The sequence below is a fragment of the Mycobacterium sp. SMC-11 genome (assembly GCF_046250095.1).
GTDB classification, from domain to species: domain Bacteria; phylum Actinomycetota; class Actinomycetes; order Mycobacteriales; family Mycobacteriaceae; genus Mycobacterium; species Mycobacterium heraklionense_A.
Map to the genome: position 1 here is coordinate 1,205,477 of NZ_CP176430.1, position 25,472 is coordinate 1,230,948.

Annotated in this window: 30 protein-coding genes; 17 read left to right on the forward strand and 13 right to left on the reverse strand. The window is 67.0% G+C overall.

What is annotated here, in order from left to right:
• Nucleotides 1–72: 72 nt before the first annotated feature.
• On the reverse strand, nucleotides 73–882 hold the full coding sequence (locus ACKY0X_RS05785; RefSeq protein ID WP_409428669.1) for an enoyl-CoA hydratase: 810 nt from the start codon (nucleotides 880–882) through the stop codon (nucleotides 73–75).
• A 51-nt stretch (nucleotides 883–933) separates the two neighbouring features.
• Here ACKY0X_RS05785 and ACKY0X_RS05790 point away from each other — a divergent pair, with 51 nt between their 5' ends.
• The 3 genes from ACKY0X_RS05790 to ACKY0X_RS05800 are packed head-to-tail and all read left to right on the forward strand — an operon-like array spanning nucleotide 934 to nucleotide 3,854.
• On the forward strand, nucleotides 934–2,019 hold the full coding sequence (locus tag ACKY0X_RS05790; protein ID WP_046284419.1) for a CaiB/BaiF CoA transferase family protein: 1,086 nt from the start codon (nucleotides 934–936) through the stop codon (nucleotides 2,017–2,019).
• A gap of 42 nt (nucleotides 2,020–2,061) precedes the next feature.
• On the forward strand, nucleotides 2,062–2,814 hold the full coding sequence (locus ACKY0X_RS05795; RefSeq protein WP_065039380.1) for a 3-hydroxyacyl-CoA dehydrogenase: 753 nt from the start codon (nucleotides 2,062–2,064) through the stop codon (nucleotides 2,812–2,814).
• A gap of 41 nt (nucleotides 2,815–2,855) precedes the next feature.
• Nucleotides 2,856–3,854 carry an NAD(P)H-dependent flavin oxidoreductase gene (locus tag ACKY0X_RS05800; RefSeq protein WP_409428670.1) on the forward strand — a complete coding sequence of 333 codons (999 nt, stop codon included), beginning with the start codon at nucleotides 2,856–2,858 and terminating at the stop codon, nucleotides 3,852–3,854.
• Between the two features lie 135 nt (nucleotides 3,855–3,989).
• Here ACKY0X_RS05800 and ACKY0X_RS05805 read toward each other — a convergent pair whose 3' ends face one another.
• The 3 genes from ACKY0X_RS05805 to ACKY0X_RS05815 are packed head-to-tail and all read right to left on the reverse strand — an operon-like array spanning nucleotide 3,990 to nucleotide 6,678.
• Nucleotides 3,990–4,946 carry a fumarylacetoacetate hydrolase family protein gene (locus ACKY0X_RS05805; protein WP_409428671.1) on the reverse strand — a complete coding sequence of 319 codons (957 nt, stop codon included), beginning with the start codon at nucleotides 4,944–4,946 and terminating at the stop codon, nucleotides 3,990–3,992.
• Nucleotides 4,943–6,049, reverse strand: coding sequence for a VOC family protein (locus ACKY0X_RS05810; RefSeq protein ID WP_409428672.1), 1,107 nt, complete (start codon nucleotides 6,047–6,049; stop codon nucleotides 4,943–4,945). Before ACKY0X_RS05810 ends, ACKY0X_RS05805 begins: the two co-directional genes overlap by 4 nt.
• The gene (locus ACKY0X_RS05815) at nucleotides 6,046–6,678 is read right to left on the reverse strand and encodes a TetR/AcrR family transcriptional regulator (RefSeq protein WP_409428673.1); all 633 of its coding nucleotides are present in this window, start codon (nucleotides 6,676–6,678) and stop codon (nucleotides 6,046–6,048) included. Before ACKY0X_RS05815 ends, ACKY0X_RS05810 begins: the two co-directional genes overlap by 4 nt.
• Before the next feature lie 93 nt (nucleotides 6,679–6,771).
• Here ACKY0X_RS05815 and ACKY0X_RS05820 point away from each other — a divergent pair, with 93 nt between their 5' ends.
• From ACKY0X_RS05820 to ACKY0X_RS05835, 4 genes are read left to right on the forward strand one after another with little or no spacing between them, the layout of a single operon-like run.
• Nucleotides 6,772–8,301, forward strand: a complete 1,530-nt coding sequence (locus ACKY0X_RS05820) for a bifunctional 3-(3-hydroxy-phenyl)propionate/3-hydroxycinnamic acid hydroxylase (RefSeq protein WP_409428674.1) — start codon at nucleotides 6,772–6,774, stop codon at nucleotides 8,299–8,301.
• A complete protein-coding gene (locus ACKY0X_RS05825) occupies nucleotides 8,298–9,143 on the forward strand; it encodes an alpha/beta fold hydrolase (protein WP_409428675.1) in 846 nt (281 codons plus the stop codon). Before ACKY0X_RS05820 ends, ACKY0X_RS05825 begins: the two co-directional genes overlap by 4 nt.
• Nucleotides 9,140–10,156 (forward strand): VOC family protein, encoded by a 1,017-nt coding sequence (locus ACKY0X_RS05830; RefSeq protein WP_409428676.1) that lies wholly within the window; start codon nucleotides 9,140–9,142, stop codon nucleotides 10,154–10,156. Before ACKY0X_RS05825 ends, ACKY0X_RS05830 begins: the two co-directional genes overlap by 4 nt.
• A 14-nt stretch (nucleotides 10,157–10,170) precedes the next feature.
• Nucleotides 10,171–11,202 carry an amidohydrolase family protein gene (locus tag ACKY0X_RS05835; protein ID WP_409428677.1) on the forward strand — a complete coding sequence of 344 codons (1,032 nt, stop codon included), beginning with the start codon at nucleotides 10,171–10,173 and terminating at the stop codon, nucleotides 11,200–11,202.
• Between the two features lie 74 nt (nucleotides 11,203–11,276).
• Here ACKY0X_RS05835 and ACKY0X_RS05840 read toward each other — a convergent pair whose 3' ends face one another.
• Nucleotides 11,277–11,402 carry a hypothetical protein gene (locus tag ACKY0X_RS05840; protein ID WP_096867583.1) on the reverse strand — a complete coding sequence of 42 codons (126 nt, stop codon included), beginning with the start codon at nucleotides 11,400–11,402 and terminating at the stop codon, nucleotides 11,277–11,279.
• 253 nt (nucleotides 11,403–11,655) lie between these two features.
• Between ACKY0X_RS05840 and ACKY0X_RS05845 the strand changes: the two genes are divergently transcribed.
• Nucleotides 11,656–12,294 carry a class I SAM-dependent methyltransferase gene (locus ACKY0X_RS05845; RefSeq protein WP_409428678.1) on the forward strand — a complete coding sequence of 213 codons (639 nt, stop codon included), beginning with the start codon at nucleotides 11,656–11,658 and terminating at the stop codon, nucleotides 12,292–12,294.
• Between the two features lie 8 nt (nucleotides 12,295–12,302).
• On the opposite strand, the gene ACKY0X_RS05850 is transcribed toward ACKY0X_RS05845, so the two are convergent.
• Nucleotides 12,303–13,016, reverse strand: coding sequence for an SIR2 family NAD-dependent protein deacylase (locus ACKY0X_RS05850; protein ID WP_409428679.1), 714 nt, complete (start codon nucleotides 13,014–13,016; stop codon nucleotides 12,303–12,305).
• 28 nt (nucleotides 13,017–13,044) lie between these two features.
• Between ACKY0X_RS05850 and ACKY0X_RS05855 the strand changes: the two genes are divergently transcribed.
• A complete protein-coding gene (locus ACKY0X_RS05855) occupies nucleotides 13,045–13,428 on the forward strand; it encodes a GntR family transcriptional regulator (protein ID WP_409428680.1) in 384 nt (127 codons plus the stop codon).
• On the opposite strand, the gene ACKY0X_RS05860 is transcribed toward ACKY0X_RS05855, so the two are convergent.
• Entirely contained in the window at nucleotides 13,425–14,246 is an 822-nt protein-coding gene (locus ACKY0X_RS05860; RefSeq protein WP_409428681.1) for a class I SAM-dependent methyltransferase, read from the reverse strand. The genes ACKY0X_RS05855 and ACKY0X_RS05860 overlap by 4 nt on opposite strands.
• Before the next feature lie 25 nt (nucleotides 14,247–14,271).
• Nucleotides 14,272–14,787 carry a DUF1697 domain-containing protein gene (locus tag ACKY0X_RS05865; RefSeq protein ID WP_409428682.1) on the reverse strand — a complete coding sequence of 172 codons (516 nt, stop codon included), beginning with the start codon at nucleotides 14,785–14,787 and terminating at the stop codon, nucleotides 14,272–14,274.
• A gap of 63 nt (nucleotides 14,788–14,850) precedes the next feature.
• Here ACKY0X_RS05865 and ACKY0X_RS05870 point away from each other — a divergent pair, with 63 nt between their 5' ends.
• Together ACKY0X_RS05870 and ACKY0X_RS05875 are read left to right on the forward strand one after the other, a co-directional pair.
• The gene (locus tag ACKY0X_RS05870) at nucleotides 14,851–15,294 is read left to right on the forward strand and encodes a PPOX class F420-dependent oxidoreductase (protein ID WP_409428683.1); all 444 of its coding nucleotides are present in this window, start codon (nucleotides 14,851–14,853) and stop codon (nucleotides 15,292–15,294) included.
• 43 nt (nucleotides 15,295–15,337) lie between these two features.
• Nucleotides 15,338–15,511: a DUF5302 domain-containing protein gene (locus tag ACKY0X_RS05875; RefSeq protein ID WP_105294518.1), complete on the forward strand. Its 174-nt coding sequence runs from the start codon at nucleotides 15,338–15,340 to the stop codon at nucleotides 15,509–15,511.
• Here ACKY0X_RS05875 and ACKY0X_RS05880 read toward each other — a convergent pair whose 3' ends face one another.
• Together ACKY0X_RS05880 and ACKY0X_RS05885 are read right to left on the reverse strand one after the other, a co-directional pair.
• On the reverse strand, nucleotides 15,512–15,808 hold the full coding sequence (locus ACKY0X_RS05880; protein ID WP_409428684.1) for a DUF732 domain-containing protein: 297 nt from the start codon (nucleotides 15,806–15,808) through the stop codon (nucleotides 15,512–15,514). It abuts the gene before it with no gap.
• A 183-nt stretch (nucleotides 15,809–15,991) separates the two neighbouring features.
• A complete protein-coding gene (locus ACKY0X_RS05885; protein WP_409428685.1) occupies nucleotides 15,992–16,282 on the reverse strand; it encodes a DUF732 domain-containing protein in 291 nt (96 codons plus the stop codon).
• A 98-nt stretch (nucleotides 16,283–16,380) separates the two neighbouring features.
• On the opposite strand from ACKY0X_RS05885, the gene ACKY0X_RS05890 reads away from it, so the two are divergent.
• The 3 genes from ACKY0X_RS05890 to ACKY0X_RS05900 all read left to right on the forward strand — a co-directional run bounded on the left by ACKY0X_RS05890 (nucleotide 16,381) and on the right by ACKY0X_RS05900 (nucleotide 17,399).
• On the forward strand, nucleotides 16,381–16,536 hold the full coding sequence (locus ACKY0X_RS05890; RefSeq protein ID WP_409428686.1) for a hypothetical protein: 156 nt from the start codon (nucleotides 16,381–16,383) through the stop codon (nucleotides 16,534–16,536).
• 117 nt (nucleotides 16,537–16,653) lie between these two features.
• Nucleotides 16,654–17,256 (forward strand): HhH-GPD-type base excision DNA repair protein, encoded by a 603-nt coding sequence (locus ACKY0X_RS05895; RefSeq protein ID WP_409428687.1) that lies wholly within the window; start codon nucleotides 16,654–16,656, stop codon nucleotides 17,254–17,256.
• The gene (locus tag ACKY0X_RS05900; RefSeq protein WP_064888412.1) at nucleotides 17,253–17,399 is read left to right on the forward strand and encodes a hypothetical protein; all 147 of its coding nucleotides are present in this window, start codon (nucleotides 17,253–17,255) and stop codon (nucleotides 17,397–17,399) included. The genes ACKY0X_RS05895 and ACKY0X_RS05900 overlap by 4 nt, the downstream gene beginning before the upstream one ends.
• On the opposite strand, the gene ACKY0X_RS05905 is transcribed toward ACKY0X_RS05900, so the two are convergent.
• Both ACKY0X_RS05905 and ACKY0X_RS05910 read right to left on the reverse strand, forming a co-directional pair.
• The gene (locus ACKY0X_RS05905; RefSeq protein ID WP_409428688.1) at nucleotides 17,393–18,262 is read right to left on the reverse strand and encodes a DUF4349 domain-containing protein; all 870 of its coding nucleotides are present in this window, start codon (nucleotides 18,260–18,262) and stop codon (nucleotides 17,393–17,395) included. The two genes, ACKY0X_RS05900 and ACKY0X_RS05905, sit on opposite strands and share 7 nt — an antisense overlap.
• Complete coding sequence (locus tag ACKY0X_RS05910) at nucleotides 18,220–19,239, reverse strand: hypothetical protein (protein ID WP_409428689.1); 1,020 nt, start codon at nucleotides 19,237–19,239, stop codon at nucleotides 18,220–18,222. Before ACKY0X_RS05910 ends, ACKY0X_RS05905 begins: the two co-directional genes overlap by 43 nt.
• An 84-nt stretch (nucleotides 19,240–19,323) precedes the next feature.
• Between ACKY0X_RS05910 and ACKY0X_RS05915 the strand changes: the two genes are divergently transcribed.
• On the forward strand, nucleotides 19,324–20,760 hold the full coding sequence (locus tag ACKY0X_RS05915; protein WP_409428690.1) for a mannosyltransferase: 1,437 nt from the start codon (nucleotides 19,324–19,326) through the stop codon (nucleotides 20,758–20,760).
• Here ACKY0X_RS05915 and ACKY0X_RS05920 read toward each other — a convergent pair.
• Complete coding sequence (locus tag ACKY0X_RS05920) at nucleotides 20,738–21,022, reverse strand: 4a-hydroxytetrahydrobiopterin dehydratase (protein ID WP_409428691.1); 285 nt, start codon at nucleotides 21,020–21,022, stop codon at nucleotides 20,738–20,740. The two genes, ACKY0X_RS05915 and ACKY0X_RS05920, sit on opposite strands and share 23 nt — an antisense overlap.
• Nucleotides 21,023–21,055: 33 nt before the next feature.
• Here ACKY0X_RS05920 and ACKY0X_RS05925 point away from each other — a divergent pair, with 33 nt between their 5' ends.
• Together ACKY0X_RS05925 and ACKY0X_RS05930 are read left to right on the forward strand one after the other, a co-directional pair.
• Complete coding sequence (locus ACKY0X_RS05925) at nucleotides 21,056–21,520, forward strand: (deoxy)nucleoside triphosphate pyrophosphohydrolase (RefSeq protein ID WP_409428692.1); 465 nt, start codon at nucleotides 21,056–21,058, stop codon at nucleotides 21,518–21,520.
• Nucleotides 21,521–21,670: 150 nt separating this feature from the next.
• Nucleotides 21,671–25,471: a nitrate reductase subunit alpha gene (locus ACKY0X_RS05930; protein WP_409428693.1), complete on the forward strand. Its 3,801-nt coding sequence runs from the start codon at nucleotides 21,671–21,673 to the stop codon at nucleotides 25,469–25,471.
• Nucleotide 25,472: the final 1 nt, after the last annotated feature.

Below are 25,472 nucleotides of genomic sequence, written 5' to 3' on the forward strand. Positions count from 1 at the left end.
CTTTGCGCGAGTGTGCGTGTTTGCGCGGCGACACGCCGCTGAGCGTGGCATTCTGCGCACGCTCGTCACCGCTTAGCGGTCGGTGAAATTGGGGGAGCGCCGCTCCTGAAATGCACGAGCGCCTTCACGGAAGTCGTGGGCGTTCAACAGGATTGACTGCCCGACGTATTCGCGGTCCAAGGTGGCATCCAGCTCGGTCAGGGTGGCGGAGTTGATGGCGTGCTTGGTCTTGGCGAACGCCGCGGCGGGCCCGGCCAGCAAGCCGGCCAGCAGCTTGTCCACCTCGGCGTCGAACTCCTCGGCCGGGTACACCGCGCTGATCAGGCCCCACTCCAGGGCGTCGGCGGCCGACAGTCGTTCGGCCAACAGCGCCAACCGCATAGCGCGGGTCCGGCCCACGGCCGCGGCGACCAACGCGGAGGCGCCACCGTCGGGCATCAGCCCAATCTTGGTGAACGCCAACAGGAAAAAGGCCTTGTCCGAGGCCACGATCAGGTCGCAGGCCAGGGCCAGCGACACGCCGATACCGGCCGCCGGCCCCTGCACGACGGCCACCACCGGCCGTGGCAACGCGACGATCGCCCGGATCGCGCGATTGGCCTCGACGATGATCTCCGTCGCCAGTTCATCGGTTGCGTCCTCGGCGCTGATCCCGGCGCCGGAGCAGAAGCCGCGCCCCGCCCCGCCGAACCGAACCGCGCGCACGCGCGGGTCGCGGCCGGCGGCTTCCATGGCGTCGGCGATACCGGCCAGCACACCGGTGGTCACCGAGTTGAGGCTGTCGGGGCGGTCGATGATCACCGAGAGCACCCCGTCGGTCAGGGTGACGGACACGCCCGCCACCGGGGCCAGGGTGTCGATGCCGGAGTCGATTGCAGTCATGGCCCTCACCCTAGGATGCACATCACACAGGCACACGACGAGGAGGCAGATATGGCGGGACCACTGGCGGGGCTGCGGGTCATCGAACTGGCCGGGATCGGACCGGGACCGCACGCAGCGATGATCCTCGGCGACCTGGGCGCTGACGTGGTTCGCGTGGAGCGGCCGCCGAAATTCGGTGGCGGGGCCAGCAAGGACACCATGCTGCGCAACCGGCGCTCGGTGACCGCCGACCTGAAGTCGCCGGAGGGCCGCGACCTGGTGCTGCAGCTGGTCGCCAAGGCCGATGTGCTGATCGAGGGTTTCCGGCCGGGCGTCACCGAGCGACTGGGCCTGGGCCCGGAGGACTGCGCCAAGGTCAACGAGCGGCTGATCTACGGCCGGATGACCGGCTGGGGGCAGACCGGCCCGCGCGCTCAGCAGGCCGGCCACGACATCAACTACATCTCGCTGAACGGCACCTTGCACTCCGTCGGTCGCAAGGGGGAGCGCCCCGTGCCGCCGCTGAACCTGACCGGTGACTTCGGCGGTGGGTCGATGTTCCTGCTGGTCGGCATCCTGTCTGCGCTGTGGGAGCTGCAGCGTTCCGGCAAGGGCCAGGTGATCGATGCAGCTATGGTCGACGGGGCCAGCGTGCTCTCGGCGATGATGTGGAGCTTCCGCTCGCAGGGGCTGTGGAGCGACGAACGTGGGGTCAACATGCTCGACACCGGCGCGCCCTACTACGACACCTACGAATGTGCCGACGGCAAGTACGTGTCGGTCGGCTCGATTGAGCCGCAGTTCTACGCCGAACTGCTGGCCAAGCTGGAGCTGGACCCCGCCGAGTTGCCGGCGCAGAACGACGTCAGCGGTTGGCCGGTGCTGCGGGAGAAGCTGACCGCGGCGTTCGCCGCCCACGACCGTGACCACTGGGCCAAGGTGTTCGCCACCTCCGATGCCTGCGTGGCGCCGGTGTTGGCGTTCAACGAGGTGCAGGCCGACTCGCACATCACCGAGCGCGACACCTTCTACGACGTCGACGGCTACTTGCAGCCGATGCCGGCGCCGCGGTTCTCCCGCAGCGTTCCCGACGTCCCGACGCCGCCTGCCGTTCTGGGAGCCGACAACGAGTCCATCCTGAGCGACTGGGTATAGTCCCGACCAACCAGACGGTTGGGATTGAGAGGGGCCAAGAGAGTGCAGATCAAGGACGCGGTAGCCGTTGTCACCGGCGGTGCCTCCGGGTTGGGATTGGCGACGGCCAAACGCCTGCTGGACGCGGGTGGCCAGGTCGTGGTGATCGACCTCAAGGGCGAGGACGTGGTCGCCGAGCTCGGTGACCGGGCGCGCTTCGTGGAGGCCAACGTGGCCGACCCCGAGGCGGTCGGCGCGGCCCTGGATGTCGCGGAATCTCTTGGCCCCGTGCGGATCAACGTCAACTGCGCCGGAATCGGCAACGCGATCAAGACCCTGAGCAAGGACGGCGCGTTTCCGCTGGATGCCTTCACCAAGATCATCCAGGTCAACCTGATCGGCACGTTCAACGTGCTGCGCCTGGCGGCCGAGCGGATCGCCAAGACCGAGCCGATCAACGGCGAGCGCGGCGTCATCATCAACACCGCCTCCGTGGCGGCGTTCGAGGGCCAGATCGGGCAGGCCGCCTACTCGGCGTCCAAGGGCGGCGTGGTCGGCATGACGCTGCCGATCGCCCGTGACCTGTCGCGTGACCTGATCCGGGTCTGCACCATCGCTCCGGGCCTGTTCAAGACGCCGCTGCTGGGCTCGCTGCCCGAGGAGGCGCAGAAGTCGCTGGGTGCGCAGGTGCCCCACCCGTCGCGGCTCGGCGACCCCGACGAGTACGGCGCCCTGGCCGAGCACATCATCAACAACCCGATGCTCAACGGCGAGGTCATCCGCCTCGACGGTGCGATCCGGATGGCCCCGCGATGAGCGCTTGCGCGAAGAGCATTGAGCACAGCTAAGGAGTCCATATGGCATTGACAACGAAGTTCACCGAGACATTCGGGGTCGAGCACCCCATCGCCCAAGGCGGTATGCAGTGGGTGGGCCGCGCGGAGTTGGTGGCGGCGGTCGCCAACGCCGGGGCGCTGGGTTTCCTCACCGCGCTCACCCAGCCGACGCCGGCCGACCTGGCCAACGAGATCGCCAAGACCCGGGATCTCACCGACAAGCCGTTCGGGGTGAACCTGACCATCCTGCCGGCGATCAACCCGCCGCCCTACGACGAGTACCGGCAGGTGATCGTCGACGCCGGCATCAAGATCGTCGAGACCGCCGGCTCCAACCCGGCGCCGCACCTGCCGATGTTTCACGACAACGGAATCAAGGTGCTGCACAAGTGCACCTCGGTGCGGCACGCCGTCAAGGCGCAGAGCCTGGGCGTGGACGGCATCAGCATCGACGGGTTCGAATGTGCGGGTCACCCGGGTGAGGACGACATCCCGGGCCTGGTGCTGATCCCGGCTGCCGCGGCGCAGATCGAGATCCCGATGATCGCCTCCGGCGGATTCGCCGACGCCCGCGGCCTGGTCGCGGCGCTGGCCCTGGGGGCCGACGGCGTCAACATGGGCTCGCGGTTCATGTGCACCGTGGAGTCCTGCATCCACCAGAACGTCAAGGAAGCCATCGTCGCCGGCGACGAGCGCGGCACCGAGCTGATCTTCCGCTCGCTGCACAACACCGCTCGGGTGGCCAGCAACGCGGTGTCGCGCGAGGTTGTGGAGATCCTCAAGAACGGCGGGCAGTTCCCCGACGTCCAAGAGCTGGTGGCCGGCGTGCGCGGCCGTCGCGTCTTCGACGAAGGCGACGTCGACGCCGGGATCTGGACGGTGGGCACCGCGATGGGGCTCATCAACGACATCCCGACCGTCGACGAGCTGGTGTCGCGGATGGTGTCCGAGGCTGAGGAGATCATCCTCGGGCGCCTGGGCAGCATGGTCGAAGACGAAGACGAGGAGAACGTCGCCTAGTCGTGTTTAGGCCGTCGGCCTGACGCTTTACCCGCGCCGAACGTGCATCTGGTGCGAAGATCCCGCAGATATTCCGCACTGGTTGCACGTTCGGCGTTGTCGTTCAACGACACTGGGAGGTCGCAGCCCTTTGCGTTATCGGCCGGCTGCCGCGGCGGCGTAGCGCACGGTATTGCGTTGGGTGCCCAAGTCGATCGCGCCGTCGTCGGTTGCCACGGCGGCTTCGACGATGTCACCGTCGTGCAGGTAGCGGGGATTGCCGGCCTGCCGTTTGAAGAAGGCCTTCCACTTCAGTGCCGGCGGCAGCAAGGAGCCCAGGATCTCGATCGGCTTGGGTGGGGCACTGAGCGCGGTGCCGACCGGAGTGCCGGTCAGGATCAGATCGCCGGGGGCGAGATGCTGAAACCGGGTCAGGCTCTGCAGGGCTTGCAGGGGCCGATACACCATGTCGCCGTCCACAGTGCTGTCCTGCCGGATCTCGCCATTGACCGCCAGGCGAAGGCGCAACTCACCGAAACGTGCCCAGTCGGCCGCGTCGAGCAGCACCAGGGCCGGCCCGACCGGGGTGAATCCGGGATAGGACTTGGCCTCGTAGAACTGGGTCTGCGGCAGTTGGACGTCGCGGGCCGACACGTCGTTGGTGACGACCAGGCCGGCGATCAGCTGCGGCAGGTCGGCCTCGGAAATCGTTGCACCGACCGGGATGTCACGGCCGACGACGAGGCCGATCTCGACTTCGTAATCGAGCAGGCGGACATGGTTGGGCTTGACCACGTCGTCGAACGGGCCGGTGATCGACGCGGAGGACTTGCGGAAGAAGGTCAGCGGCACCGACGCGGGGTTCATGCCGGCGTCTTTGATGTGCGAGACGAAGTTGGTCATCTGGGCTATCACCCGGCACGGCGCTGTCACCGGGGAGAGCAGGGCGAGGCCCGCCACGGGCTCGGTGCCGTGTGTGTTGGCAGCGTCTTCGATGGCGGCACGATCGACCAACAGCTGTCCGGTGGTTGTGGCGCGCGTATCGATCCGGGCGGCTCCGGTCGGCGTGCGCACCCACCAGCCGTCGGCGGTGCGAAGTACGGAAACGGTCATGAGGAGGCAACTTTCAGTAGGCCGGCCAGACGGCGGATGTCGAACTCGTTGTCGCTACGCAGTGCGGCCAGGATCGCGCGCGCCTCATGGGGCGCCGTCCGCACCTCGGTGCCGAGGAAGTTCTTGCTGGCCGGCGGGCCCCACTGGGCCAGCCCGGAAGCGGTGAAGGGCGCCCAGCCCGGCTCCACGGTGTTGTCGAACATGTCACCGTCGGTGAAATGTTCCACCAAAAAACCGTCGGGATCGCGCCAGTAGTCAAAGATCTGACTGCCCTGGATATGGCGGCCGACGCCCCAAGATCGCTGATATCCCAGCTCTTTGAGGTACTCGCCGCCGGCGGCAAGGGCATCGAGGTCGCAGACCTGATACGCCGAATGCATATAGCGGTCAGCTGGGCCCAGCGCGATCGCCAAGGTGTGGTGGTCGGCCGGGGTGGTGCCGCGATCACAGCGGATAAAGCTCATGGCCGGTCCGCGATCGCGCTGCCCGGGGAAGTACTGAAAGTCGCTGACGATCATCCCGAGGGTGTCCAGGTACCAGTTGAGCGTTTGAAGGTATCGGGTGCTCTGCAGCACCACATGGCCGAGGCGTTGCACGATCGCCGGTGTACGCCTGGGGCGTTGGGTGGCGTTGGACCTCAGCACCGTGTGGCCGACGTTGAAGCTCTGCGGGGTCTGCGCCGGTAGGGCGTCGAGCTTGTGGGCGGACGATACGACCCGGACCGCCATGCCGGTGGGATCGCGCAGGTCCACGCTCGCTCCGCCGAGAGATTCCGGCAGCGGGCTGATTCGGCCGTCGGTGGCGGCTGCCAGCCGAGTCAGGTCCGCCATATCCTGTGCGCGAAAAGCCATGCCGTGAAAACGGTTTCGGCTACCTCGCCGGATGATCACGCACGGCTCGGCGGCATCCGCGCCGCGCAGATGCAGTTCCTGCTCGGTCCGCATTGCGGTGGCGAACCCGAATGCGTGGGCAAACTCCTCGGCCCGCGCTAAGTCGGGCTTGTCGAATTCCAGCCAGGCTAGGTCGTCGACTTTGATGATCGGCTTGGTTGACCGGCCGAGGTGTTCACCTCGGTGTGCGCCCTGGGTGCTGTGCAGCGTCATTGTCCAGCGTTCTCGGAGAGTAGCCGCAGCGCCGTGCTGTAGAGGGCATTGGCGTGCATGTCGAACATCTCGATGAGATCGAGGGCCTGGTGGTCGACTTCGTTGGCGATGAACAGGCCGTCGGCGCCGGCGATGGCATAGGTGACCAGCTGGCGCATCTGGGTCTGGGTGAGGCCCGGGGTGAGTTCGCTCAGCGTCTGGGTCAGGGCGACGGCCGTCTGGGTGCGGGCCTGGATGAACATCGCCCGTGCCCGCGCCTCGATGGGCCGGCGTTCCAGTGCCAGCATCAGGCCGAGGCGGATGAAGTCCGGCGATTCCAGTAGGGCCTTGGCGATCTGCATCGCCAGCCCCTGAACCCGCTCGTGTGCAGTGCCTTCGTCGGGGACCCGCCAGGCGTTGAGCCAGCTGGCGAAGCTGCGTTCGATGACGGCGGCGATCAGGTCGTCCTTGTTCTTGAAGTGCCAATAGATCGAGCTGGCGGGCAGCTCGCACTTGGCGCTGACCAGGGCGATGCTGGTGCCTTCGTAGCCGCGTTCGGCGGCGATCTCGGAGGCGGCATCGAGGATGCGCTCGCGTGACAGCTCGCCGTCAACCCGCTTGCGTCGCTGCGGCTGGCTGGTTTTCGCCATCGCGCCTCTCCTCGGGTCTTGACTCTGTAGTGATCGCTACATTACCGTAGCGATCACTACAGAACAAGTTTCTCGGAGGCGAGAGCGGGCATCGTGACTACAGACACCTACGACGTGGCGGTGATCGGCTATGGGCCCACCGGGGCCACGGCCGCCAACCTCTTGGGCCGGTTCGGTCTGAAAGTGATTGTGATCGAGCGCGATCCGGACATATATGGCCGCGCCCGCGCGATCTCCACCGACGAAGAAGTGATGCGAGTGTGGCAGTCGGTCGGTCTGGCCGAGCGACTGCAGCAGGACATGCTGCCGGACCTCCCGTTGAATTTCGTTGACAGCGCCGGTGTCCCGTTCATCGATCTGAAGATCACGCCGCGTGGGTGTGGACACCCGCCACAGCAATTCCTGTACCAGCCGGCAGTCGATCGCGTCCTACGCGAGGGCGTGCAGCGCTTCGCGAATGTCGAGGTGTTGCTCGAGCACGAATGCCTGCGGCTGCTGCCTTCGGCCGACGACGTCGAACTGCTCTGTGCCGATCTCAGTCACGACGCTCTCAAGCGGGTCCGCGCCCGCTATGTGATCGCCGCCGACGGGGGAGGGTCGCCGACCAGGGGACAGCTGGGGATCGGCTATTCGGGCCGCACCTACGGTGAGCGCTGGGTGGTCATCGACACCAAAGTCCTGCAGGAATGGGAAGCCCACGACAGATTGCGATTCCACTGCAACCCCGCCCGGCCGATGGTCGACTGCCCCACCCCGCTGGGCCACCACCGCTGGGAGTTTCCCGCCCGAACCGGTGAAGACGAGCAGAAACTCCTACGCGAGGAGGAGATCTGGAAGGTCCTGGGGGTCCAGGGCATCACCCCCGAACACGTCAAGATCCTTCGCGCAGTGATCTACAGCCACCATGTCCGCGTCGCCGACCGCTGGCGGGTGGGCCGGATCTTTCTGGCCGGCGACGCCGCGCACGCCATGCCGCCGTGGATCGGGCAGGGCATGTCCGCCGGAGTGCGTGATGTGGCCAACCTGTGCTGGAAGCTTGCGGCGGTGCTCAACGGGCAGGCGCCGGAAGGGCTGCTGGACTCCTACCAAGCCGAACGCAAACCGCACGTCACCGAAACCACCCGGCGTGCCCGGATCGTCGGGCGAGTCATCACCGAACGCAACCGAGCGATTGCCGCTGTGCGCAACCGCGTGATGCGCATGCTGACCCGGGTGCCCGGTGTACGGGCCACCTCGCAACGGCTGATGTGGGTTCCCGAGGCCCGCTATGCGGAGGGCTTCTTCGCCAAGAATCGGCATCGGGCGGTCGGATGGCAGATCCCGCAGCCGTGGATCACCGGCAGCGACGGCGGCAGCGTCCGCCTCGACGAACTGCTGGGCGGCGGCTGGGCCATGCTGCACACCGGCCAGCTGCCACCGGGGGCGGACGCCTGGACGGAACTGGGTATCCCAGCCCACCGGATCTCCGATCCAGGCCTGGTGCGCTGGTTGCGCAGGAAAAAGGCGACCACGGTGGTCCTTCGCCCAGACGGATTCGTCTATGCCGCAGCCGGATCCGGGGAATCGCTGCCCGCGCCCCCGGACGGCTACACCGTCGCAGTAAGAAATGAGGTAGCCGCATGACCGCCACCGACGTCATCGAGAGGACCGTCGCCGTGGACGGCCGGCCGATCTTCGTCACCGAGGCCGGCAGCGGGCCCGCGGTGGTGCTGCTACACGGCGGGGGGCCGGGAGCTACCGGGGTGTCGAACTATTCGCGCAACATCGACGCACTGGCCCAGAACTTCCACGTCATCGTGCCCGACATGCCCGGTTACGGGCGCTCGGACAAACACGTCGACCAGAACGATCCGTTCGGCTATCTCGCGGCCACGGTCCGTGGCCTGCTTGATGAGCTCGGAATCGACACCGCGCACCTGGTCGGCAACTCCTACGGTGGGTCATGCGCGCTGAGGCTGGCCCTGGACAGCCCGGCACGAGTAGGCAAGCTCATCCTTATGGGCCCGGGTGGTATCGGGACCACCCGCGGCCTTCCGACTCCCGGGTTGCGAAGTCTGTTGTCCTACTACGGCGGCGATGGCCCCAGCCGCGACAAGCTGGAAGCCTTCATCCGTACCTATCTGGTCTACGACGGCGGCTCGGTTCCCGACGATCTGATCGACCTGCGTTATGCCGCCTCCATCGATCCCGAGGTGGTGGCCAACCCGCCGCTTCGCCGGCCCTCGGGACCGCGCACGCTGTGGCGGATGGACCTGACCCGCGACAAACGGCTGAGGAAGCTGCCCACGCCGACTCTGGTGCTGTGGGGACGCGACGACAAGGTCAACCGGCCCTCCGGCGGCCCGCTGCTGGCGAACCTGATGCCCAACGCCGATCTGGTGATGACCGCCCGCACCGGGCACTGGATGCAGTGGGAACGCGCCGAACTGTTCAACCGCATCGTCACCGAGTTCCTCGCGCCATGACGGCCGTCGCCGCACCGTCGCTGTTCGGCAACGTCCGCCTGGGGTACGTCGTCGTCGAGACGGAACGGTTCGCCGATTGGCGACGATTCGGTCGCGACGCCATCGGCATGCACGTCGACGACACGCTGCCCGACGTGATGCGGTTCCGGCTCGACGACAATGCATGCCGATTCCTGCTGCGGCGCGGCCCGGCCGAAGACGTCGCCGCGCTCGGATGGGAACTCGATGACCACAGCGGTTTCGACGAGGTCGCCGCCCGGGTGGCGCGGCACGGCGTGCCGGTTGTCGAGGGAACCGCGGAGGAGGCCACGCTGCGCGGGGTGGAGCGGCTGGCGCGATTCCCCGGACCCAACGGTCTGGTCCAGGAGATCTTCACCCGGCCCCGAGCTGCCGACGTGCCGTTGGAGGCCGCGGTGCGTGGCGGATTTGTCACCGGAGAAGGCGGTATCGGCCACGTCGCCATCACCACCAAGCGGCCGCACCAGATGCGTGGCTACTACGCCACGGTGTTTGACGCGCGGCTCTCCGATTTCATCGACGAGACGATCAGCGGGGTGAAGGTCAAGATCCGCTTCCTGCGGGTCAACCAACGCCACCATTCGGTGGCGATCGCCGCCGTGAACCGCCTGCCGTTCAACCCGATCCGCACCCGCGTGCAGCACGTCAACATCCAGGTCGCGGAGTTGGACGACATGACCGCGTCGTATCAGCGGGTCAAGCAACTGGGTTTCGACATGGCACTGGCCGTCGGACAGCACACCAATGACCGGGAGTTGTCCTTCTACGCCAAGACGCCGTCCGGTTTCGAATGGGAAGTCGGGTGGAACCCCCTCGTGGTCGACGAAACCACCTGGGAGCCGACCACCCATCAGGGAATCAGCATCTGGGGCCACACTCCCGAAGGCCACACCGTCATCGACAAGCTCAGGCAGTTCGGGGCGGGCGCGGCGTCGCTGCTCCACCGCGAAGACATGGTCGCAGCCCTGTCAGGGGCAGGCCTTCCCGACAACTGATCCAAGGAGCCCCGATGCTGCGAATCGACACCCATCACCACCTGATCCCACCCGATTACCGCAATGCGCTGCGCAAAGCCGGGATCGACGAAGCCGGTGGACGGGCGCTCCCGGAATGGAGCGCGGACGCGTCGTTACAGGCCATGGCCGACCTTGATGTGGGTACCGCGATCCTGTCGGTGTCGACCCCGGGCACCACCTTCGTGTCCGGCCCGGACGACGCCGCGGCGTGGGCGCGCGACCTCAACGACTACGCATCGGCCCTGGTTGCCGCGTATCCCGACCGGTTCGGCTTCTTCGCCACCATCCCGATGCCGCATCTGGATGCGTCAGTGGCCGAAACCATCCGCGCGCTGGACAAGCTCGCCGCCGATGGTGTGGTGCTGCTGGCCAACAGTGCCGGCGTGTACCTGGGCCAAGACGGGCAGGATGAGCTGTTCACCGCACTGAATGAGCGTGCGGCCGTGGTGTTCATTCACCCCGCGGATCTGCCTGGTCCGGCCGTGCCGGGGGTCGCCCCGTTCGCCACTGATTTCCTGTTGGATACCACGCGGGCTGCTTACCTGTTGGTGCGCAACGGTATTCGTCGCCGCTATCCAAAGATTCGTTTCCTGTTGGGCCACGCCGGGGGTTTCGTTCCGTATGCGAGTCATCGGATGGCGGTCGCGATCATGGGGGAAACCGGCCGGAGTCCCGCCGACAGCCTCGACGATTTCGCCAGCTTCTACTTTGATACTGCGTTGTCATCCAGCGCCGCTGCGCTGCCGACGCTGTTGGCTTTCGCGAAACCCGGGCATGTCACCTTCGGCTCGGATTGGCCGTTTGCGCCGACCGCTGCCGGGAGATTGTTCGCTGCTGGTCTGGAGGCGTATGCCGGTCTGGATCGAGCCGGTCGCGATGCGATCGACCGGACAAATGCTGTGGCGCTTTTTCCTCGGTTTGGCATCGGTGCCGCTGCGATCCGTCAGCCGGTGATGCAGAGGTTGCGGCACTCGGCCAGTCGTCACGTTGTGCGTTCCCTGGCGCGCATGATCAGTCAAAGCTGAGTTGTCGTCCGCAAGGCGGCGACCTGCGCGCAACCGCACCTATTGAAAGGCGCCGCTGCCGCGGCGCCGATCAATCAGCTGGCCAGCGAATGCAAGCCGTCGAACTGCTCCGAGGTGTCGCCCTCGACGAGGAAATCGCCGTGGTAGAGGGCCTCGAAGTCAACCTTGATGACGTCGGCACTTGAGTCGTCGATCCACATGGCCCTGAGCCTATTGGTCACTATTAAGGAATCATTGAGTCACGTTTCGGGAAATGGTGGCAATACTACTGACGGGTAGCGTTTGCCCGGCCGGTGCTCGGGGACGTGCCTGCAACCCGCTCCGCCCAGCTAGCGTCACGGCGGCGACCCGCTGCGCCCGGCTCCGCCGCGCTTGCGATCGCCGCTGTGCTGATGGCGGCGACCCGCTGCGCCCGGCTCCGCCGCGCTTGCGATCGCCGCTAGGGTGGCTGCCATGAGCGCACCGGACACCCTGGACAACCCGCTGTTCGCCCGGATCTGGACCTTCATGTCCAGCCGCGAGACCGACTGGTTGCGGGACCGCCGCCGAGAGAATCTTGAGAGTTTGTCCGGGCGCGTGCTCGAGATCGGAGCAGGCACCGGCAGCAACTTCGGCTTCTATCCGGACAGCGTGACTGAGGTGGTGGCGGCCGAACCTGAGTCACGGCTGCGGGATGCCGCCGTGGCTGCTGCTGCGGCGGCGTCGGTGCCGATCACCGTGGTGGCGAGCACCGTGGAGGCCTTGGACGCCGGGGAGCCGTTCGACGCGATCGTGTGCTCGCTGGTCTTGTGTTCGGTCGACCGCCCCGAGGACGTGCTGCGCCAGCTGTTCGCATTGCTCAAGCCCGGCGGCGAGCTGCGCTACTTCGAGCATGTCGCCAGCGCCGGGGTGCGCGGCGGGCTGCAACGGCTGGCCGACGCCACCTTCTGGCCCCGACTGTTCGGCAACTGCCACACCCACCGAGAGACCGAACAGATGATCACCGCTGCCGGCTTCGTCGTCGACAGGGCGCGGCGCGGGCATCAATTCCCGGCGTGGGCGCCGGTACCGGTGTCGGAGTTCGCGCTGGGCTCGGCCAGCCGCCCGGCCTGAATCGCAAGTCAGCCCAGCAGGAACGGCAACCGCTGTGCCATTCCCGGCAGTGCTGCCGAGGCGGTGGTTTGCAGAAAGACCGTGGCCCGCTCCGACAGCGGCGTCGGCTCCGGGTTCACCTGGATGACGGTCTTGCCCAGCTCCAGCGCCCGTTCGGGCAGGCTGGCCGCCGGATAAACCACCCCGGACGTGCCGACCACGATCAGCGCATCGGCGGCGTCGACAGCCTCGACCGCTGCGTTCCACGGCTCGTCGGGCAGTAGTTCGCCGAACCAGACGACGTCCGGGCGGATCAAGCCGCCGCACTCGCACTGCGGCGGCATGATCTCGAGGACGGGCTCCGCCAGCTCGGGCAGTTGCGTGTCGTGCGGTCGCTCGCAGTCCGAGCACCGGAACGTAAACATCCGGCCGTGCAGATGGTGGACCGTCGAACTGCCGCCGCGCTCGTGCAGATTGTCGACGTTCTGGGTGATGACCTGGACATCGGCGTGCTGCTCCCAGTCCGCGATCGCGGTATGGCCCAGGTTCGGCTCATAGCGGCGGGCCAGCTGGCAGCGCCATACGTACCAGCCCCAGACCAGTTCTGGCTGCCGATTCCAGCCATCGATGCTGGAGACCTCGTAGGGGTCGTATTGCGACCAGAGCCCCTTCTCGTCATCGCGGAAGGTAGGTATCCCGCTCTCGGCTGAGATTCCTGCGCCACTGAACACCACCACCCGCACGCCACCAAGATAGCGGGATACTGGCCAAATGGACTTCGCGGACCTGCTGGTAACCGACGTGCATGCCGACGTGCCGCTGTTCGAACAGATCAGGGTTGCGCTGATCGAGGCGGTCCGGGCCGGATCCTTGCCCGCGGGAACCCGGCTGCCGACGGTACGCGAGTTGGCGAGGCAACTGGGTCTGGCGGTCAACACCGTCGCGCGTGCCTACCGCGAGCTGGAGGCCGGCGGTGTGGTCGAGACCCGGGGCCGATTCGGCACCTTCGTGGCAAGCAGCGACCCGGCCGATGCGGCCATGGCCCAGGCGGCCAGCGCTTTCGCGGCCGCGGCCCGCGCGGTCGGTGTGAGCAAGACGGATGCGCTGCACTACCTCGATGCGGCGTTCGACAGCACGGGAAGCGGTGCTCCTTAACCGAATTCGAGCAGGGTCAGGGAAGGACGGACCGGATCCAGGAAGCGCAGCCGATAGGCGCTCGAGAGCAGGGTGTTGAACAACCACCCGCGCCCGGCCGGCAATGGCAGATCGCGAACGGCTCGGATGCCGGGCATGGTGTTCGCCAGATCTGCAGCCTCGCTCACCGACAGGTTGAACGGCATCGGCGGCGCCTTGTACCGCAGCGAGGTCCACACCCCGCGGCGAATCAGCATCGCCATCAACGGCGGCGGCACATCGAAGAGCATCCGCCCGCCCGGGAAGCGGCGGGCACACTCGGCGATCAGGCCGAGCGACTGCTCAGGCTGCAGGTACATCAGCAGGCCCTCGGCGCTGATGAACACGCCCTTGTCCGGATCGACCTGGTCCATCCAGCTGTAGTCCAAGGCGGATTGGGCGCACACCGAAACCTGCGGCGACGCCGGCAGCAGCCGGGTGCGGATGTCGACGACCGGTGGGAGATCGACGGTGAGCCAGCGGAACGCGGCGTCGGGAACACTTGAGCTCACCCGCCAGAAGCTGGTCTGCAAACCCTCGGCCAGGGCCACCACGGTCCCCGACGGGTGCTGGCGCAGAAACTGCCGGGTCTGATCGTCGAAAGCCAAGGCGCGCAGCGCGATGTCTTGACGTGTCGGCCCGAATTTCGCGAAGTCGAAGTCGATCGACTCGGCCAGGCTGATCGCCATCGGGTCATCGATGATCCGGTCCGAGCGGCGGGCTTCTCGCGCCCGCGCGTTCAAGGTCAGCAACGCGGTTTCGGAGACCCCGGTCAGGGTGACTTTCTGTGCCTGGCTCACGTCTGCGACCTTACCGGTGCGCGGCTTAGCGCAGCATTTTGTTCAGGGTGCGCAGGTTGCGGGTGGTGGTGGCCGACTTGTACCGCTTGTTGCTCATCGTCTTGCCCACGGTGCTGGTCAGGGTGTCGCCCTTGGGGATCTGCCAGTAGATCACCCCGTCACCGACGGCGATCTTCTCGTCGGCATCTGCTGCCAGTTTCGACAGGTCGGTCAGCGCCGCGTCGTCGGCGACGAACGTGACATAGGAGTGCACGTCGGGGACCTCGGGTTCGAAGGGATACGCCGCCACGATGTCGCGCAGCGTCGCCACCTCGTAGACCAGCACCCAGGCCTCGTAGCCGAAGCGCTCCCGCAACGCCGCCTCGGCGGTGGCACGCACCTTCGCGGCGGCGGCGGGCGAATCCAGCAGCACGTTGCCGCTGGCCAGCAGTGTGCGGACCTCGGTGAAGCCGGCAGCGGTCAGCGTGGCGGCGACCTCGGTCATCTTGAGGTTGACTCCGCCGACATTCACGCCGCGCAGCAGCAGGGCGTACTGGGTCATGAGGCGACCTCCAATCGGTGCAAGAACGATGGCAATAACCGGACGCGTCGGTAGGCTTCGATCATGGGACGCCAGGTATTCGACGACAAGTTGCTTGCCGTGATCAGCGGGAACTCGCTCGGTGTCTTGGCCACGCTCAAGAAAGACGGGCGCCCCCAACTGTCAAACGTGCAGTACTACTTCGACCCGCGGTCGCTGGTGGTGCAGGTGTCGGTCACCGAACCGCGCGCCAAGACCCGCAATCTGCGCCGGGATCCCCGGGCGTCGCTGCTGGTCGATTCCGACGACGGCTGGTCCTATGCCGTCGCCGAGGGGGATGCCAAGCTGACGCCGCCGGCCGCCGCGCCCGATGACGACACCGTCGAGGCGCTGATTGCGTTGTACCGCAACATTGCTGGGGAGCATCCGGACTGGGACGAATACCGCCAGGCCATGGTGACCGACCGTCGGGTGTTGCTGACATTGCCGATCCATCACCTCTACGGCATGCCACCGGGCGTGCGCTGAACATCTCCCACCGGTACGCCGTGCGCTGAGCTAGGCTCCCGGTATGCCCGAATCAGATTCCGCCGCAGACGAGAACAAGCGCAAGTTCCGGGAGGCGCTGGAGCGTAAGAAGGCGAAGTCGGCGGGTGGCTCCGACCACAAGGACGGCGGCGCCAAGCAGTCGCGGTCGCACGGGCCGGTGGAGAGCCGTCGGGAATTCCGCCGCAAGAGCGGCTAGCTACTGCACCGGGCAGGCGTACTTGCGGGCCACGTCCATCACCCGCTGGTTCGCGCCGGGCCCGACGACCCCCTGCGCGGCGAGTTCCAACCCGATATAGCCCGGAAGTCCGCCTTCGCATGCCTGGTGGGCCAGGCGCCAGGCGGTGTCGGGGTTCAGGTTGAACCCGTTGCGTTCCAGGCCCTGCATGTAGGTGTCGAACTCCGGGGTGCCCTGCTCCGGTATCGCACCGGCCGTGGCTGCCAGGCATACAGCCGTAGCGATTGCTGCGAACAGCGCTGCCACTACACGTCTCATGGTCCTTCTCCTGGAGATGCATCCGCTCGGGGGTGTCTACACGGTTGCACACTCCACTGACACAGACCTGCGGAACGGTTTAGTTGGCTGGGGTGCCGGCCACAGCCCGCGGGGGTCCCCACGTCTATCAACCCGGGGTGAGCGCGATCGCCGTTGCTTGCGTCGCTAGGGCGAACGTAGGCCTCATCGAAGGGTGTCCGGGCAGATGGTCTCTTGCGATGCTCGGATCACACCCATGTTGTCGAGGAACATCGTCGGACCTTGAGCGTCTGATACCTCCTGTGGAGACATGCCCTCGTGCAAGAACATGCAGATCTTCACTCCCATTCCATACAACTGTCCATCAGTCCAGAGCGGGATACGCAGGTTGTGATCATTGATGTACTGGATGTACGACGCCTGGTCGGCGTGCGCCACAGGGGTTGTGCCCAGCAGCAGACCTGCCGCCACCAACGAGCCTGCAAGAATCTTCACCGCACCAGCCTTTCGTAGGGGTACAGGATGCTAACCCGATCGGCAACCTCGGCCTGCCGATCGGGCTGTGGTTCTCCTACCACCGAGACGATGAGCCGATGACCCGCAGCGTGTTCATGCCGGGGGAGGACCATAGCGCTGAGCTGATGCCGGTCAACGCGACGATTGACCGGCACAGTATTGAGTCCGACACAGGTTTGTTGACGACCGAGGAGTTCTCGACCGGAAACTTGGCATCGGCTATCGAAGCGTGACCCATGGGTTAAGCCCCGCCCTTCATGGTCGGCTGAGCTGTAGGCGGCACAGTTAAGCTCTCCTATGGTGGTGTAACGCGGACGTTGGACCGTCCGCACTCTGTCGAGAGGTGGCTGGTGACTCCGAAACTCTGCCTCGTTCAAGACCCCGAGGCCGACGAACTGCTCTCGGGGGACCCGTTCGCGCTGTTGGTCGGAATGTTGCTCGATCAGCAGATTCCGATGGAAGTCGCGTTTGCCGGCCCGCAGAAGCTCGCGGAACGGATGGGCGGGCTGGACCCGCACGACATCGCCGTGCGCGACCCGGACGAGTTCGCCGCATTGTTCGCCGAAAAGCCTGCGGTACATCGGTTTCCGGGCTCGATGGCGGGTCGGGTCCAGGCCCTGGCCAAAGCGATCGTCGATCAGTACGGCGGCGACACGACCGCACTGTGGACGGTCGGTGAGCCCGATGGCGCTGAAGTGTTGAAGCGCCTCAGGGCGCTGCCCGGCTACGGCGAGCAGAAGGCCCGGATCTTTCTGGCCCTGCTCGGCAAGCAATATGGCGTGACCCCGTCGGGATGGCGGGAGGCTGCCGGGGCATACGGTGAGCCCGGAACACATCTGTCGATCGCCGACGTCGTGGATGCGTCGTCGCTGCAGCAGGTGCGGTCCACCAAGAAGGCCCAGAAACTGGCTGCGAAACAGGCCCAAGAAAGCAAGGGAAAGGCGACGACGTGAAAACTCACCTGAACTGTCCGTGCGGCGAGGCGATGACTGGCACGGACGAGGACAACCTCGTCGAGGTGGTGCAGAAGCACCTCGCCGATGTGCACCCCGGTATGGAGTACGACCGGGACGCCATCTTGTTCATGGCCTACTGACGCCGCCGTCGGGTCCTGCGGCGCAGGACCACTATGACGCCCGCGATCACCACGATCACCGGCAGCCAGGGCAGTAGAAAACCCATGACCGAGATCAGGCCGTGGCTGAACGACAGCAGGGCATGCCAGCCGTGGCGAACCGACGCGACGAATCCGGGCGAGGTCGACTCGAACTCGGAGGCCAGCGAAACGGTGAGCGTCGCGTAGCTGATCTGGTCACCGAGCTGGGTGCGCTGCGCCCGCAGGCTGTCGAGGTCGGCCTGTCGTGAGGTCAGCTCCTTCTCGGCCTGCAGCAGATCGGCCGTGGTGGAGGCGGACTTCATCAGCGCCGTCAATCGGTCCACCGATGCCTGCAACGCGGCAACCCGCGCATCGAGGTCGACACGCTGTCCGGTGACGTCGTCGTGCCGCAACGCGATCGACGAGACATCCCCCAGTTGCTTTGCGTCGTCGAGGAATTCGTCGACCTTTGCGGATGGGATACGCAGGGTCAGTTCGGCGGTGTGGGACTGACCCGGTGCCGTGCTTTCGGTGCGGTCATCGACGCGGCCGCCGAGCCCGGTGGCCAGGCCGATGAGTCGGTCCACCGATGTGGCGACGTCGCTCACCGCGATATTGAGGCTGCCGGTGGTCACGATGTCCCGTTGCGGCTGCTGAGTAGGCGGGCTCATCGGCGCCGGCGCGGAGACCGCGTCCGCGGATGGCGACCGTTCCGGCGACGGCCGTTCGCCGGCGCAACCGCTGATCGCCAGGAGCAACACCGCGGCCAAGCCGATCAACAACGTCCACGGTGCCGACGTGCGGGGGACGGTCATGGCCGTCAGGGCACCACCGTCGAGCCGATGGTCGGCAGGAAGTTGCACTGGTGGTCCTTGGTGCTGACCTGACCGAAGATCGTCGACATGATGCTGCCCGAACCGGTGTCGACGATCGCCGTCAACGTCGTCGGCCCCTCGGGGTTGATGTCGGTGCGCGGCTGCAGGGTGGCGCTGCCGGACTTGCCGGTGGTCAGGTTCACCCACGTGACGTTCAGCGGCAGCTTCTGCGTTTCGGCCGGGCCGGGGGTTCCCATAGCGGTGAACACGTAGGCGGTCTGGCCGGGCTTGGGGCCGGGGGTCGGAATCGTGGCCGGGCCGGCGACCGACAGCGCGGTGGCGATGACGTTGCCGCCGTCGGCCTGGCAGTTCTGGCCGATGGAGGGGTACATGAAGTCCTGGGTCGGCGGGGCGTCGGGGCCGAAACCGGGAGTGGCCGCCGTGGCAGCCGTGGCCGCGTCGGGTGCCGCGACGGTCGATGCGGCTTCGGGAGCTGCTGGGGTCGCCTCGGGGAGGGCGTCGGCGGGCGCGGGCAGGGCTTCGGGCGCGTTGGGGGCGGCCTGCGGCGCCGGTCCCACCGACTTGGCCGGGTCGACGCCGCTGGGCAGGTGGGCCACCAGCCCGGGTGCCGAGCCGGCCGTCGGCACGTGATTGCTCGGCAGCGCCTCGGGCGGCGACTGCACGAACTGCGCGACCGAGTCGGCCACCTGCCGCGAGTTGGCGGGCGTGTTGGAGTTGCCGGTGAAGGCGGCGGCCGCGGCCATCAGCAGCGAGGTCGCCCCGGCGGGGTCGGCAGCGGCCTGCTGGATCACCGGGCTCAGCTGCTCGATAGCGGGCAGCCCGGGAAATCCGGCGGTGGGCAGCGGCAGTGCCGGCATGGCCGGGTCGGCTGAGGCCACACTGGCCACCCCCAGGCTGCCGAAGACCAGCACGGCCGACGATCCGGCGGCGACGACCGCCTTGGCGGCGGTGGCACGCTGCGTCTTGAAATGCGTCGTGGCGAACAGCGTCTTCAGGCGCGACATGACTTCCCCAATCGTCGGCAATGGCTTGCTGAAAACCGAAGCTAGCCTGTTGCTGGTGAGGCTCAAGTGACACGTGTGTCATTTATGGAACCGTTACGGACCCGAACCGCGACGGTGATCTGGTGGCCATTCGCTAGAGTCGTGCCGGTAGACACCACCTTGAACACCGGGGCCACCCCGCCTGCTCGTTCGCTGACGACTCGCCTGACTGCCTGGGCCCCAGTGCTGCTGGCGATCAGCGTTGCTGCGCGACTCGCCTGGACCTACCTCACCCCGCACGGCGCCAACTTCGTCGACCTGCACGTCTACATCAATGGCGCGGCCGCGCTGGCCCAGCCCGGCGCGCTGTATGACTACGTCTACGCCGACCAGACCCCGGACTTCCCGCTGCCGTTCACCTACCCGCCGTTCGCCGCGGTGGTGTTCTACCCGCTGCATTTCCTGCCGTTCGGGCTGGTCGCGCTCCTATGGCAGATCGGCACGGTGGCCGCCCTGTATGGCGTGGTGCGCGTGTGTCAGCGACTCCTCGGCGCGGCGGTCCCAGTGTCGCCTCTCCTTCGTCGAGCCTCGCTGAACCGCTCAGCTGATGCGGCGGTCCCAGCTTCGCCTCTCCTTCGTCGAGCCTTGCTGAACCGCTCAGCTGATGCGGCGGTCCCAGCTTCGCCTCTCCTTCGTCGAGCCTCGCTGAACCGCCGGGTCGCGATGCTGTGGACGGCGGCCGGGATCTGGACCGAACCGTTGCGCAGCACCTTCGACTACGGCCAGATCAACGTGATCCTGGTGCTGGCGGTGCTCTGTGCCGTCTACAGCCGGCGGTGGTGGGTGTCGGGGCTGCTGGTCGGGTTGGCCGCCGGGGTGAAGCTGACCCCGGCGATCGCCGGGGTCTATCTGGCCGGGGCCCGGCGCTGGGCCGCCGCGGTGTTCTCGGCCGTCGTCTTCGCCGGCACCATTGCAGTTTCGGTGTGGGCCACCGGCGATCAGGCTCGCCGCTACTTCACCGAGTTACTCGGTGACGCTCATCGGGTAGGGCCGATCGGAACGTCGTTCAACCAGTCCTGGCGGGGCGGGATATCCCGCATCCTCGGCCACGACGCCGGTTACAGCCTGCCGGTGCTGATCGCGATCGTCGTCACCGCGGTGCTGGGCGTGCTCGCCTGGCGGGCGCTGAACAGTACTCCCGCCGGACCCGATGTCCTGGGTTCGTTGCTGGTGGTCGAGCTGTTCGGGCTGCTGGCGTCACCGATCTCCTGGACCCATCACTGGGTGTGGCTGCTGCCGCTGATGATCTGGCTGTTCTACGGGCCCCACTCGGATCGCCCGGGCGCCCGCATCCTGGGTTGGGTCTGGCTCACGCTCACCCTCGTCGGTGTCCCGTGGCTGCTGAGCTTCTTCCAGCCGACGATCTGGCAGGACGGCCGGCCCTGGTACCTGGCATGGGCTGGCCTGGTCTACATCGTCGGCGCGCTGGTCACCTTGGGCTGGATGGCGACCACGCGGGTCACGCCGCAAGAAGCCGGTTGATCTCGCCCGCCATCGCCACATCCTTGTCGGTGATCCCGCCTTCGGAGTGCGTCACCAGCACGAACGTCACAGTTCGCCAGCGGATGTCGATGTCGGGATGATGATCGGCCGCTTCGGCACGTTCGGCGACCCGACGCACCGCGTCGATCCCGGCCAGAAACGAGCCGAACTTGACCGAGCGCCGCAGCGTTCCGTCGGCGAGCTCCCAGCCTTCGAGCTCGGGCAGCGCCGTATTCACCTGATCGTCAGTCAACAAAGCCATACCCGACGGTAGGACGGTATAGCCTCACACGCCATGTCACCCCAGATCGTCGTCGCCGGGGCCGTGCTCGCCGAATCGGCGGCCGGGCGCACGGTGCTGATCGCGCAGCGGCGCCGCCCGCCGGAGCTGGCCGGCCGCTGGGAACTGCCCGGCGGGAAGGTCATGCCCGGTGAGAGTGAATCCGCCGCGTTGGCCCGCGAACTCGGCGAAGAGCTGGGGCTGGACGCGGGCGCCATCGTGGTGGGGGAGCGCCTCGGCGCTGATGTGGTGTTGGGCCCGGCGGTTCAGCGAGGCTCGACGCAGGAGAGCGGAAGCTGGGACCGCCGTACGGACCCGGACATGATCTTGCGTGCCTACCTGGTCAGGCTGACAAGCGGCGAGCCCCAGGCCCATGACCATCAGGCCCTTCGCTGGGTGACCGCTGTGCAACTGGCCGACGTTGACTGGGTACCTGCTGATCGCGCTTGGCTGCCGGAGCTGGCTCAGGCACTCTGGTGAAAAGGCTCTGTTAAATCTTCCCGACGGATTAGCTCGTCGAGCGATATATCCCGCTACGCTGGTGTTTCGGGCCTGATATGGCGCGCGGCGGTGGCTCCGGCCTAGGTGAAGTCCGTCGGAGCGCGGCGACCCGCGAAGGAGTATTCGGAGATGACACGCGCAGCGCGACCGCCCGCCACGGGGTTCCTACGGCGGTCCCGGCTTCCCCTCGCCTCCGCCGGCCCGGGGGCCGACTCCGGCGAGCCTCGCCGAACCACCGGAATCGGTGGCCCACTCGAGGAACTGCTGGAACGCAGCGGCCGGTTCTTCACCCGGGGACAGGTCTCGTCGGATCTGCGCACCGTCACCCACCGGGGCGGACGCGAGGCCGACACGTTCTACCGGGACCGCTGGAGCCACGACAAGGTGGTCCGGTCCACTCACGGGGTCAACTGCACCGGGTCGTGTTCCTGGAAGATCTTCGTCAAGGACGGCATCATCACCTGGGAGAACCAGGCCACCGACTATCCCTCGGTGGGCCCGGACCGTCCCGAGTACGAGCCCCGCGGCTGCCCGCGCGGCGCCTCGTTCTCGTGGTACTCCTACTCGCCGACCCGGGTGCGCTACCCCTACGCGCGCGGCGCGCTGGTCGAGATGTTCCGGGAGGCCAAGGCCCGCCTGGGCGACCCGGTGCTGGCCTGGGCGGACATCCAGGCAGACCCCGAGCGTCGACGGCGCTACCAGCAGGCCCGCGGCATGGGCGGGCTGGTCCGGGTGACCTGGGCCGAAGCCACCGAGATGATCGCCGCCGCCCATGTGCACACCATCAAGGCCTACGGCCCGGACCGGGTGGCGGGGTTCTCCCCGATTCCGGCGATGTCGATGGTGTCGTTCGCCGCCGGGTCACGCTTCATCCAGATGCTCGGCGGGGTGATGACCTCCTTCTACGACTGGTACGCCGACCTGCCGGTCGCCTCACCCCAGGTATTCGGCGACCAGACCGACGTCCCGGAATCCGGGGACTGGTGGGACGCCGCCTACCTGATGATGTGGGGCTCCAATGTCCCGATCACCCGCACGCCCGACGCGCACTGGATGGCCGAGGTCCGGTACCGCGGCACCAAGGTGGTCACCGTCAGCCCGGACTACGCCGACAACACCAAGTTCGCCGACGAATGGATGCCGTGTGCGGCCGGCACCGACGGCGCGCTGGCGATGGCGATGGGCCACGTCATCCTCACCGAGTGCTACGTCAAGCAGGAAGTGCCGTTCTTCACCGACTACGTGCGCCGCTACACCGACCTGCCGTTCCTGATCAAGCTGGAGGAACGCGACGGCCGACTGGTCCCCGGAAAGAACCTGACCGCCGCCGACCTGGGCGGGGACCAGGCAAACGTCGAGAACGCGGCGTTCAAACCGGCCCTGCTGGATGAGGCCACCGACACCGTTGTGGTGCCGCACGGCTCGCTCGGCTTCCGCTGGGGCGACGACGGCATCGGCAAATGGAACCTCGACTTAGGTGAGCTGCGGCCGGCATTGACCGTCAAGAACCCGAAGCTCCGCAACGGCGATCAGCCCGCCGCGCTGGTTTCGCTGCCCGGCTTCGACACCGTGACCGGCCATGGCACCGTCGTCGAGCGCGGGGTGCCGGTGCGACAGGTCGGTGAGCACCTGGTCTGCACGGTGTTCGACCTGATGCTGGCCAACTACTCGGTGCGCCGGCCCTGGCTGCCCGGCGAATGGCCGACCGGCTACGACGACGACACACAGGTCAACACCCCGGCATGGCAGGAGTCGATCACCGGGGTCTCGGCCTCGCAGGCGATCCGGATCGCGCGCGAATTCGCCCGCAACGCAGAAGAATCCGGCGGCCGGTCGATGATCATCATGGGCAGCGGCATCTGCCAGTGGTTCCACGGCGACGCCACCTACCGGGCGGTGCTCGCGCTGCTGATGCTCACCGGCTCGATGGGACGCAACGGTGGCGGCTGGGCGCACTACGTCGGCCAGGAGAAGGTGCGCCCGCTGACCGGATGGCAGACGATGGCCGCGGGCAGCGACTGGACGCGTCCGCCGCGCCAGGTGCCGGGTACCTCCTACTGGTACGCCCACACCGATCAATGGCGCTACGACGCCTACGGGGCGGAGAAGCTGACCACCCCGCTCGGACGCGGCCGATTCGACGGCCGACACACCATGGACATCCTGGCGTCGGCCACCGCGATGGGCTGGAGCCCGTTCTATCCGCAGTTCGACCGGTCCAGCCTGGATGTGGCCGACGAGGCCGACACCGCCGGCCGCGACGCGGGGGAGTACGTCGCCGAGCAACTCGCCGCCGGTGACTTGAAGCTGTCGATCACCGATCCGGACAACCCGGTGAACTGGCCGCGCGTGCTCACGGTGTGGCGGGCCAACCTCATCGGCGCGTCCGGCAAGGGCGGAGAGTACTTCCTCAAGCACCTGCTGGGCACCGACGCCAGCGTGATCGGCGAGCCGCCCGCCGGCGGGGTGAAGCCGGCCGATGTGCGCTGGGACGGCGACATCCCCGAGGGCAAGCTCGATCTGCTCATGTCGATCGACTTCCGGATGACCTCCACCACTCTGATGTCCGACGTCGTGCTGCCGGCGGCCACCTGGTACGAGAAGGCCGACCTGTCGTCGACCGACATGCACCCCTACGTGCACTCGTTCAGCGCGGCGATCGACCCGCCGTGGGAGACCCGCAGCGACTTCGATGCGTTCGGCGCGATCGCGCGGACGTTCAGCGCATTGGCGGTCAAGCACCTGGGCGTGCGCAACGACGTCGTGCTGACCGCGATGCAGCACGACACCGCGGATGCGATGGCCTACCCCGACGGAACCGAGCGTGACTGGTTGCGTAACGGCGAGACACCGATTCCCGGCAAGACCATGCCCAAAGTGACTGTGGTGGAGCGTGATTACACCGCCATCGGCGACATGTGGCAGTCCCTTGGCCCGTTGGTGGACACCTTGGGGCTGACCACCAAGGGCTACACCGTGTTTCCGCACGAAGAGGTCGAGGAATTGGCCGCCAAGTTCGGAGTGATGAAATCCGGCGCCGGAACCGGGCGCCCCGCGCTCACCACCGCGACCCGGATGGCCGACACCGTGCTGGCACTGTCGGGCACCACCAACGGCCGGATCGCGACGGAGGGTTTCCGGGAACTGGAGAAACGCACTGGCCAGCGACTGGCGCACCTGTCCGAGGGCAGCGAGGAGAAGCGGATCACCTACGCCGACACCCAGGCGCGGCCGGTACCGGTGGTCACCAGCCCGGAGTGGTCCGGCGGCGAGACCGGGGGACGGCGCTACGCCCCGTTCACGATCAACATCGAATGCCTCAAGCCGTTCCACACCCTGACCGGCCGGATGCACTTCTACACCGCGCACGACTGGATCGAGGAACTCGGCGAACATCTACCGGTCTACCGCCCGCCGCTGGACATGGCGAGACTGTTCGACGCGCCCGAACTCGGCGAGACCGGGGACGGCATCGGAATCACCGTGCGGTATCTGACCCCGCACTCGAAGTGGTCGTTCCACTCCACTTACCAGGACAACCTGTACATGCTGTCGCTGTCGCGCGGCGGCCCGACCATGTGGATGAGCCCGGGCGATGCCGCGAAAATCGGTGTCAAGGACAACGATTGGATCGAAGCCGTCAACGTCAACGGCGTGTTCGTCGGCCGCGCGATCGTCAGTCAGCGGATGCCCGATGGGGTGGTGTTCGTCTACCACGTCCAGGAGCGCACCGTTGACACCCCGCGGGCCGAGACCAACAACAAGCGTGGCGGCACGCACAACTCATTGACCCGGATCCGGGTCAAGCCCAGTCACTTGGCCGGTGGCTACGGCCAGCACGCGTTCGCATTCAACTACCTGGGACCGACCGGCAATCAGCGCGACGAAGTGACGGTGGTGCGCCGCCGCAGCCAGGACGTGAGGTATTAGC

Coding starts and splice junctions, on each gene's coding strand:
- ACKY0X_RS05785 (WP_409428669.1), bottom strand. CDS start 882: ATGACTGCAATCGACTCCGGCATCGACACCCTGGCCCCGGTGGCGGGC.
- ACKY0X_RS05790 (WP_046284419.1), top strand. CDS start 934: ATGGCGGGACCACTGGCGGGGCTGCGGGTCATCGAACTGGCCGGGATC.
- ACKY0X_RS05800 (WP_409428670.1), top strand. CDS start 2,856: ATGGCATTGACAACGAAGTTCACCGAGACATTCGGGGTCGAGCACCCC.
- ACKY0X_RS05805 (WP_409428671.1), bottom strand. CDS start 4,946: ATGACCGTTTCCGTACTTCGCACCGCCGACGGCTGGTGGGTGCGCACG.
- ACKY0X_RS05810 (WP_409428672.1), bottom strand. CDS start 6,049: ATGACGCTGCACAGCACCCAGGGCGCACACCGAGGTGAACACCTCGGC.
- ACKY0X_RS05815 (WP_409428673.1), bottom strand. CDS start 6,678: ATGGCGAAAACCAGCCAGCCGCAGCGACGCAAGCGGGTTGACGGCGAG.
- ACKY0X_RS05825 (WP_409428675.1), top strand. CDS start 8,298: ATGACCGCCACCGACGTCATCGAGAGGACCGTCGCCGTGGACGGCCGG.
- ACKY0X_RS05830 (WP_409428676.1), top strand. CDS start 9,140: ATGACGGCCGTCGCCGCACCGTCGCTGTTCGGCAACGTCCGCCTGGGG.
- ACKY0X_RS05835 (WP_409428677.1), top strand. CDS start 10,171: ATGCTGCGAATCGACACCCATCACCACCTGATCCCACCCGATTACCGC.
- ACKY0X_RS05840 (WP_096867583.1), bottom strand. CDS start 11,402: ATGTGGATCGACGACTCAAGTGCCGACGTCATCAAGGTTGACTTCGAG.
- ACKY0X_RS05845 (WP_409428678.1), top strand. CDS start 11,656: ATGAGCGCACCGGACACCCTGGACAACCCGCTGTTCGCCCGGATCTGG.
- ACKY0X_RS05855 (WP_409428680.1), top strand. CDS start 13,045: ATGGACTTCGCGGACCTGCTGGTAACCGACGTGCATGCCGACGTGCCG.
- ACKY0X_RS05865 (WP_409428682.1), bottom strand. CDS start 14,787: ATGACCCAGTACGCCCTGCTGCTGCGCGGCGTGAATGTCGGCGGAGTC.
- ACKY0X_RS05870 (WP_409428683.1), top strand. CDS start 14,851: ATGGGACGCCAGGTATTCGACGACAAGTTGCTTGCCGTGATCAGCGGG.
- ACKY0X_RS05875 (WP_105294518.1), top strand. CDS start 15,338: ATGCCCGAATCAGATTCCGCCGCAGACGAGAACAAGCGCAAGTTCCGG.
- ACKY0X_RS05880 (WP_409428684.1), bottom strand. CDS start 15,808: ATGAGACGTGTAGTGGCAGCGCTGTTCGCAGCAATCGCTACGGCTGTA.
- ACKY0X_RS05890 (WP_409428686.1), top strand. CDS start 16,381: ATGACCCGCAGCGTGTTCATGCCGGGGGAGGACCATAGCGCTGAGCTG.
- ACKY0X_RS05910 (WP_409428689.1), bottom strand. CDS start 19,239: ATGTCGCGCCTGAAGACGCTGTTCGCCACGACGCATTTCAAGACGCAG.
- ACKY0X_RS05915 (WP_409428690.1), top strand. CDS start 19,324: ATGGAACCGTTACGGACCCGAACCGCGACGGTGATCTGGTGGCCATTC.
- ACKY0X_RS05920 (WP_409428691.1), bottom strand. CDS start 21,022: ATGGCTTTGTTGACTGACGATCAGGTGAATACGGCGCTGCCCGAGCTC.
- ACKY0X_RS05925 (WP_409428692.1), top strand. CDS start 21,056: ATGTCACCCCAGATCGTCGTCGCCGGGGCCGTGCTCGCCGAATCGGCG.
- ACKY0X_RS05930 (WP_409428693.1), top strand. CDS start 21,671: ATGACACGCGCAGCGCGACCGCCCGCCACGGGGTTCCTACGGCGGTCC.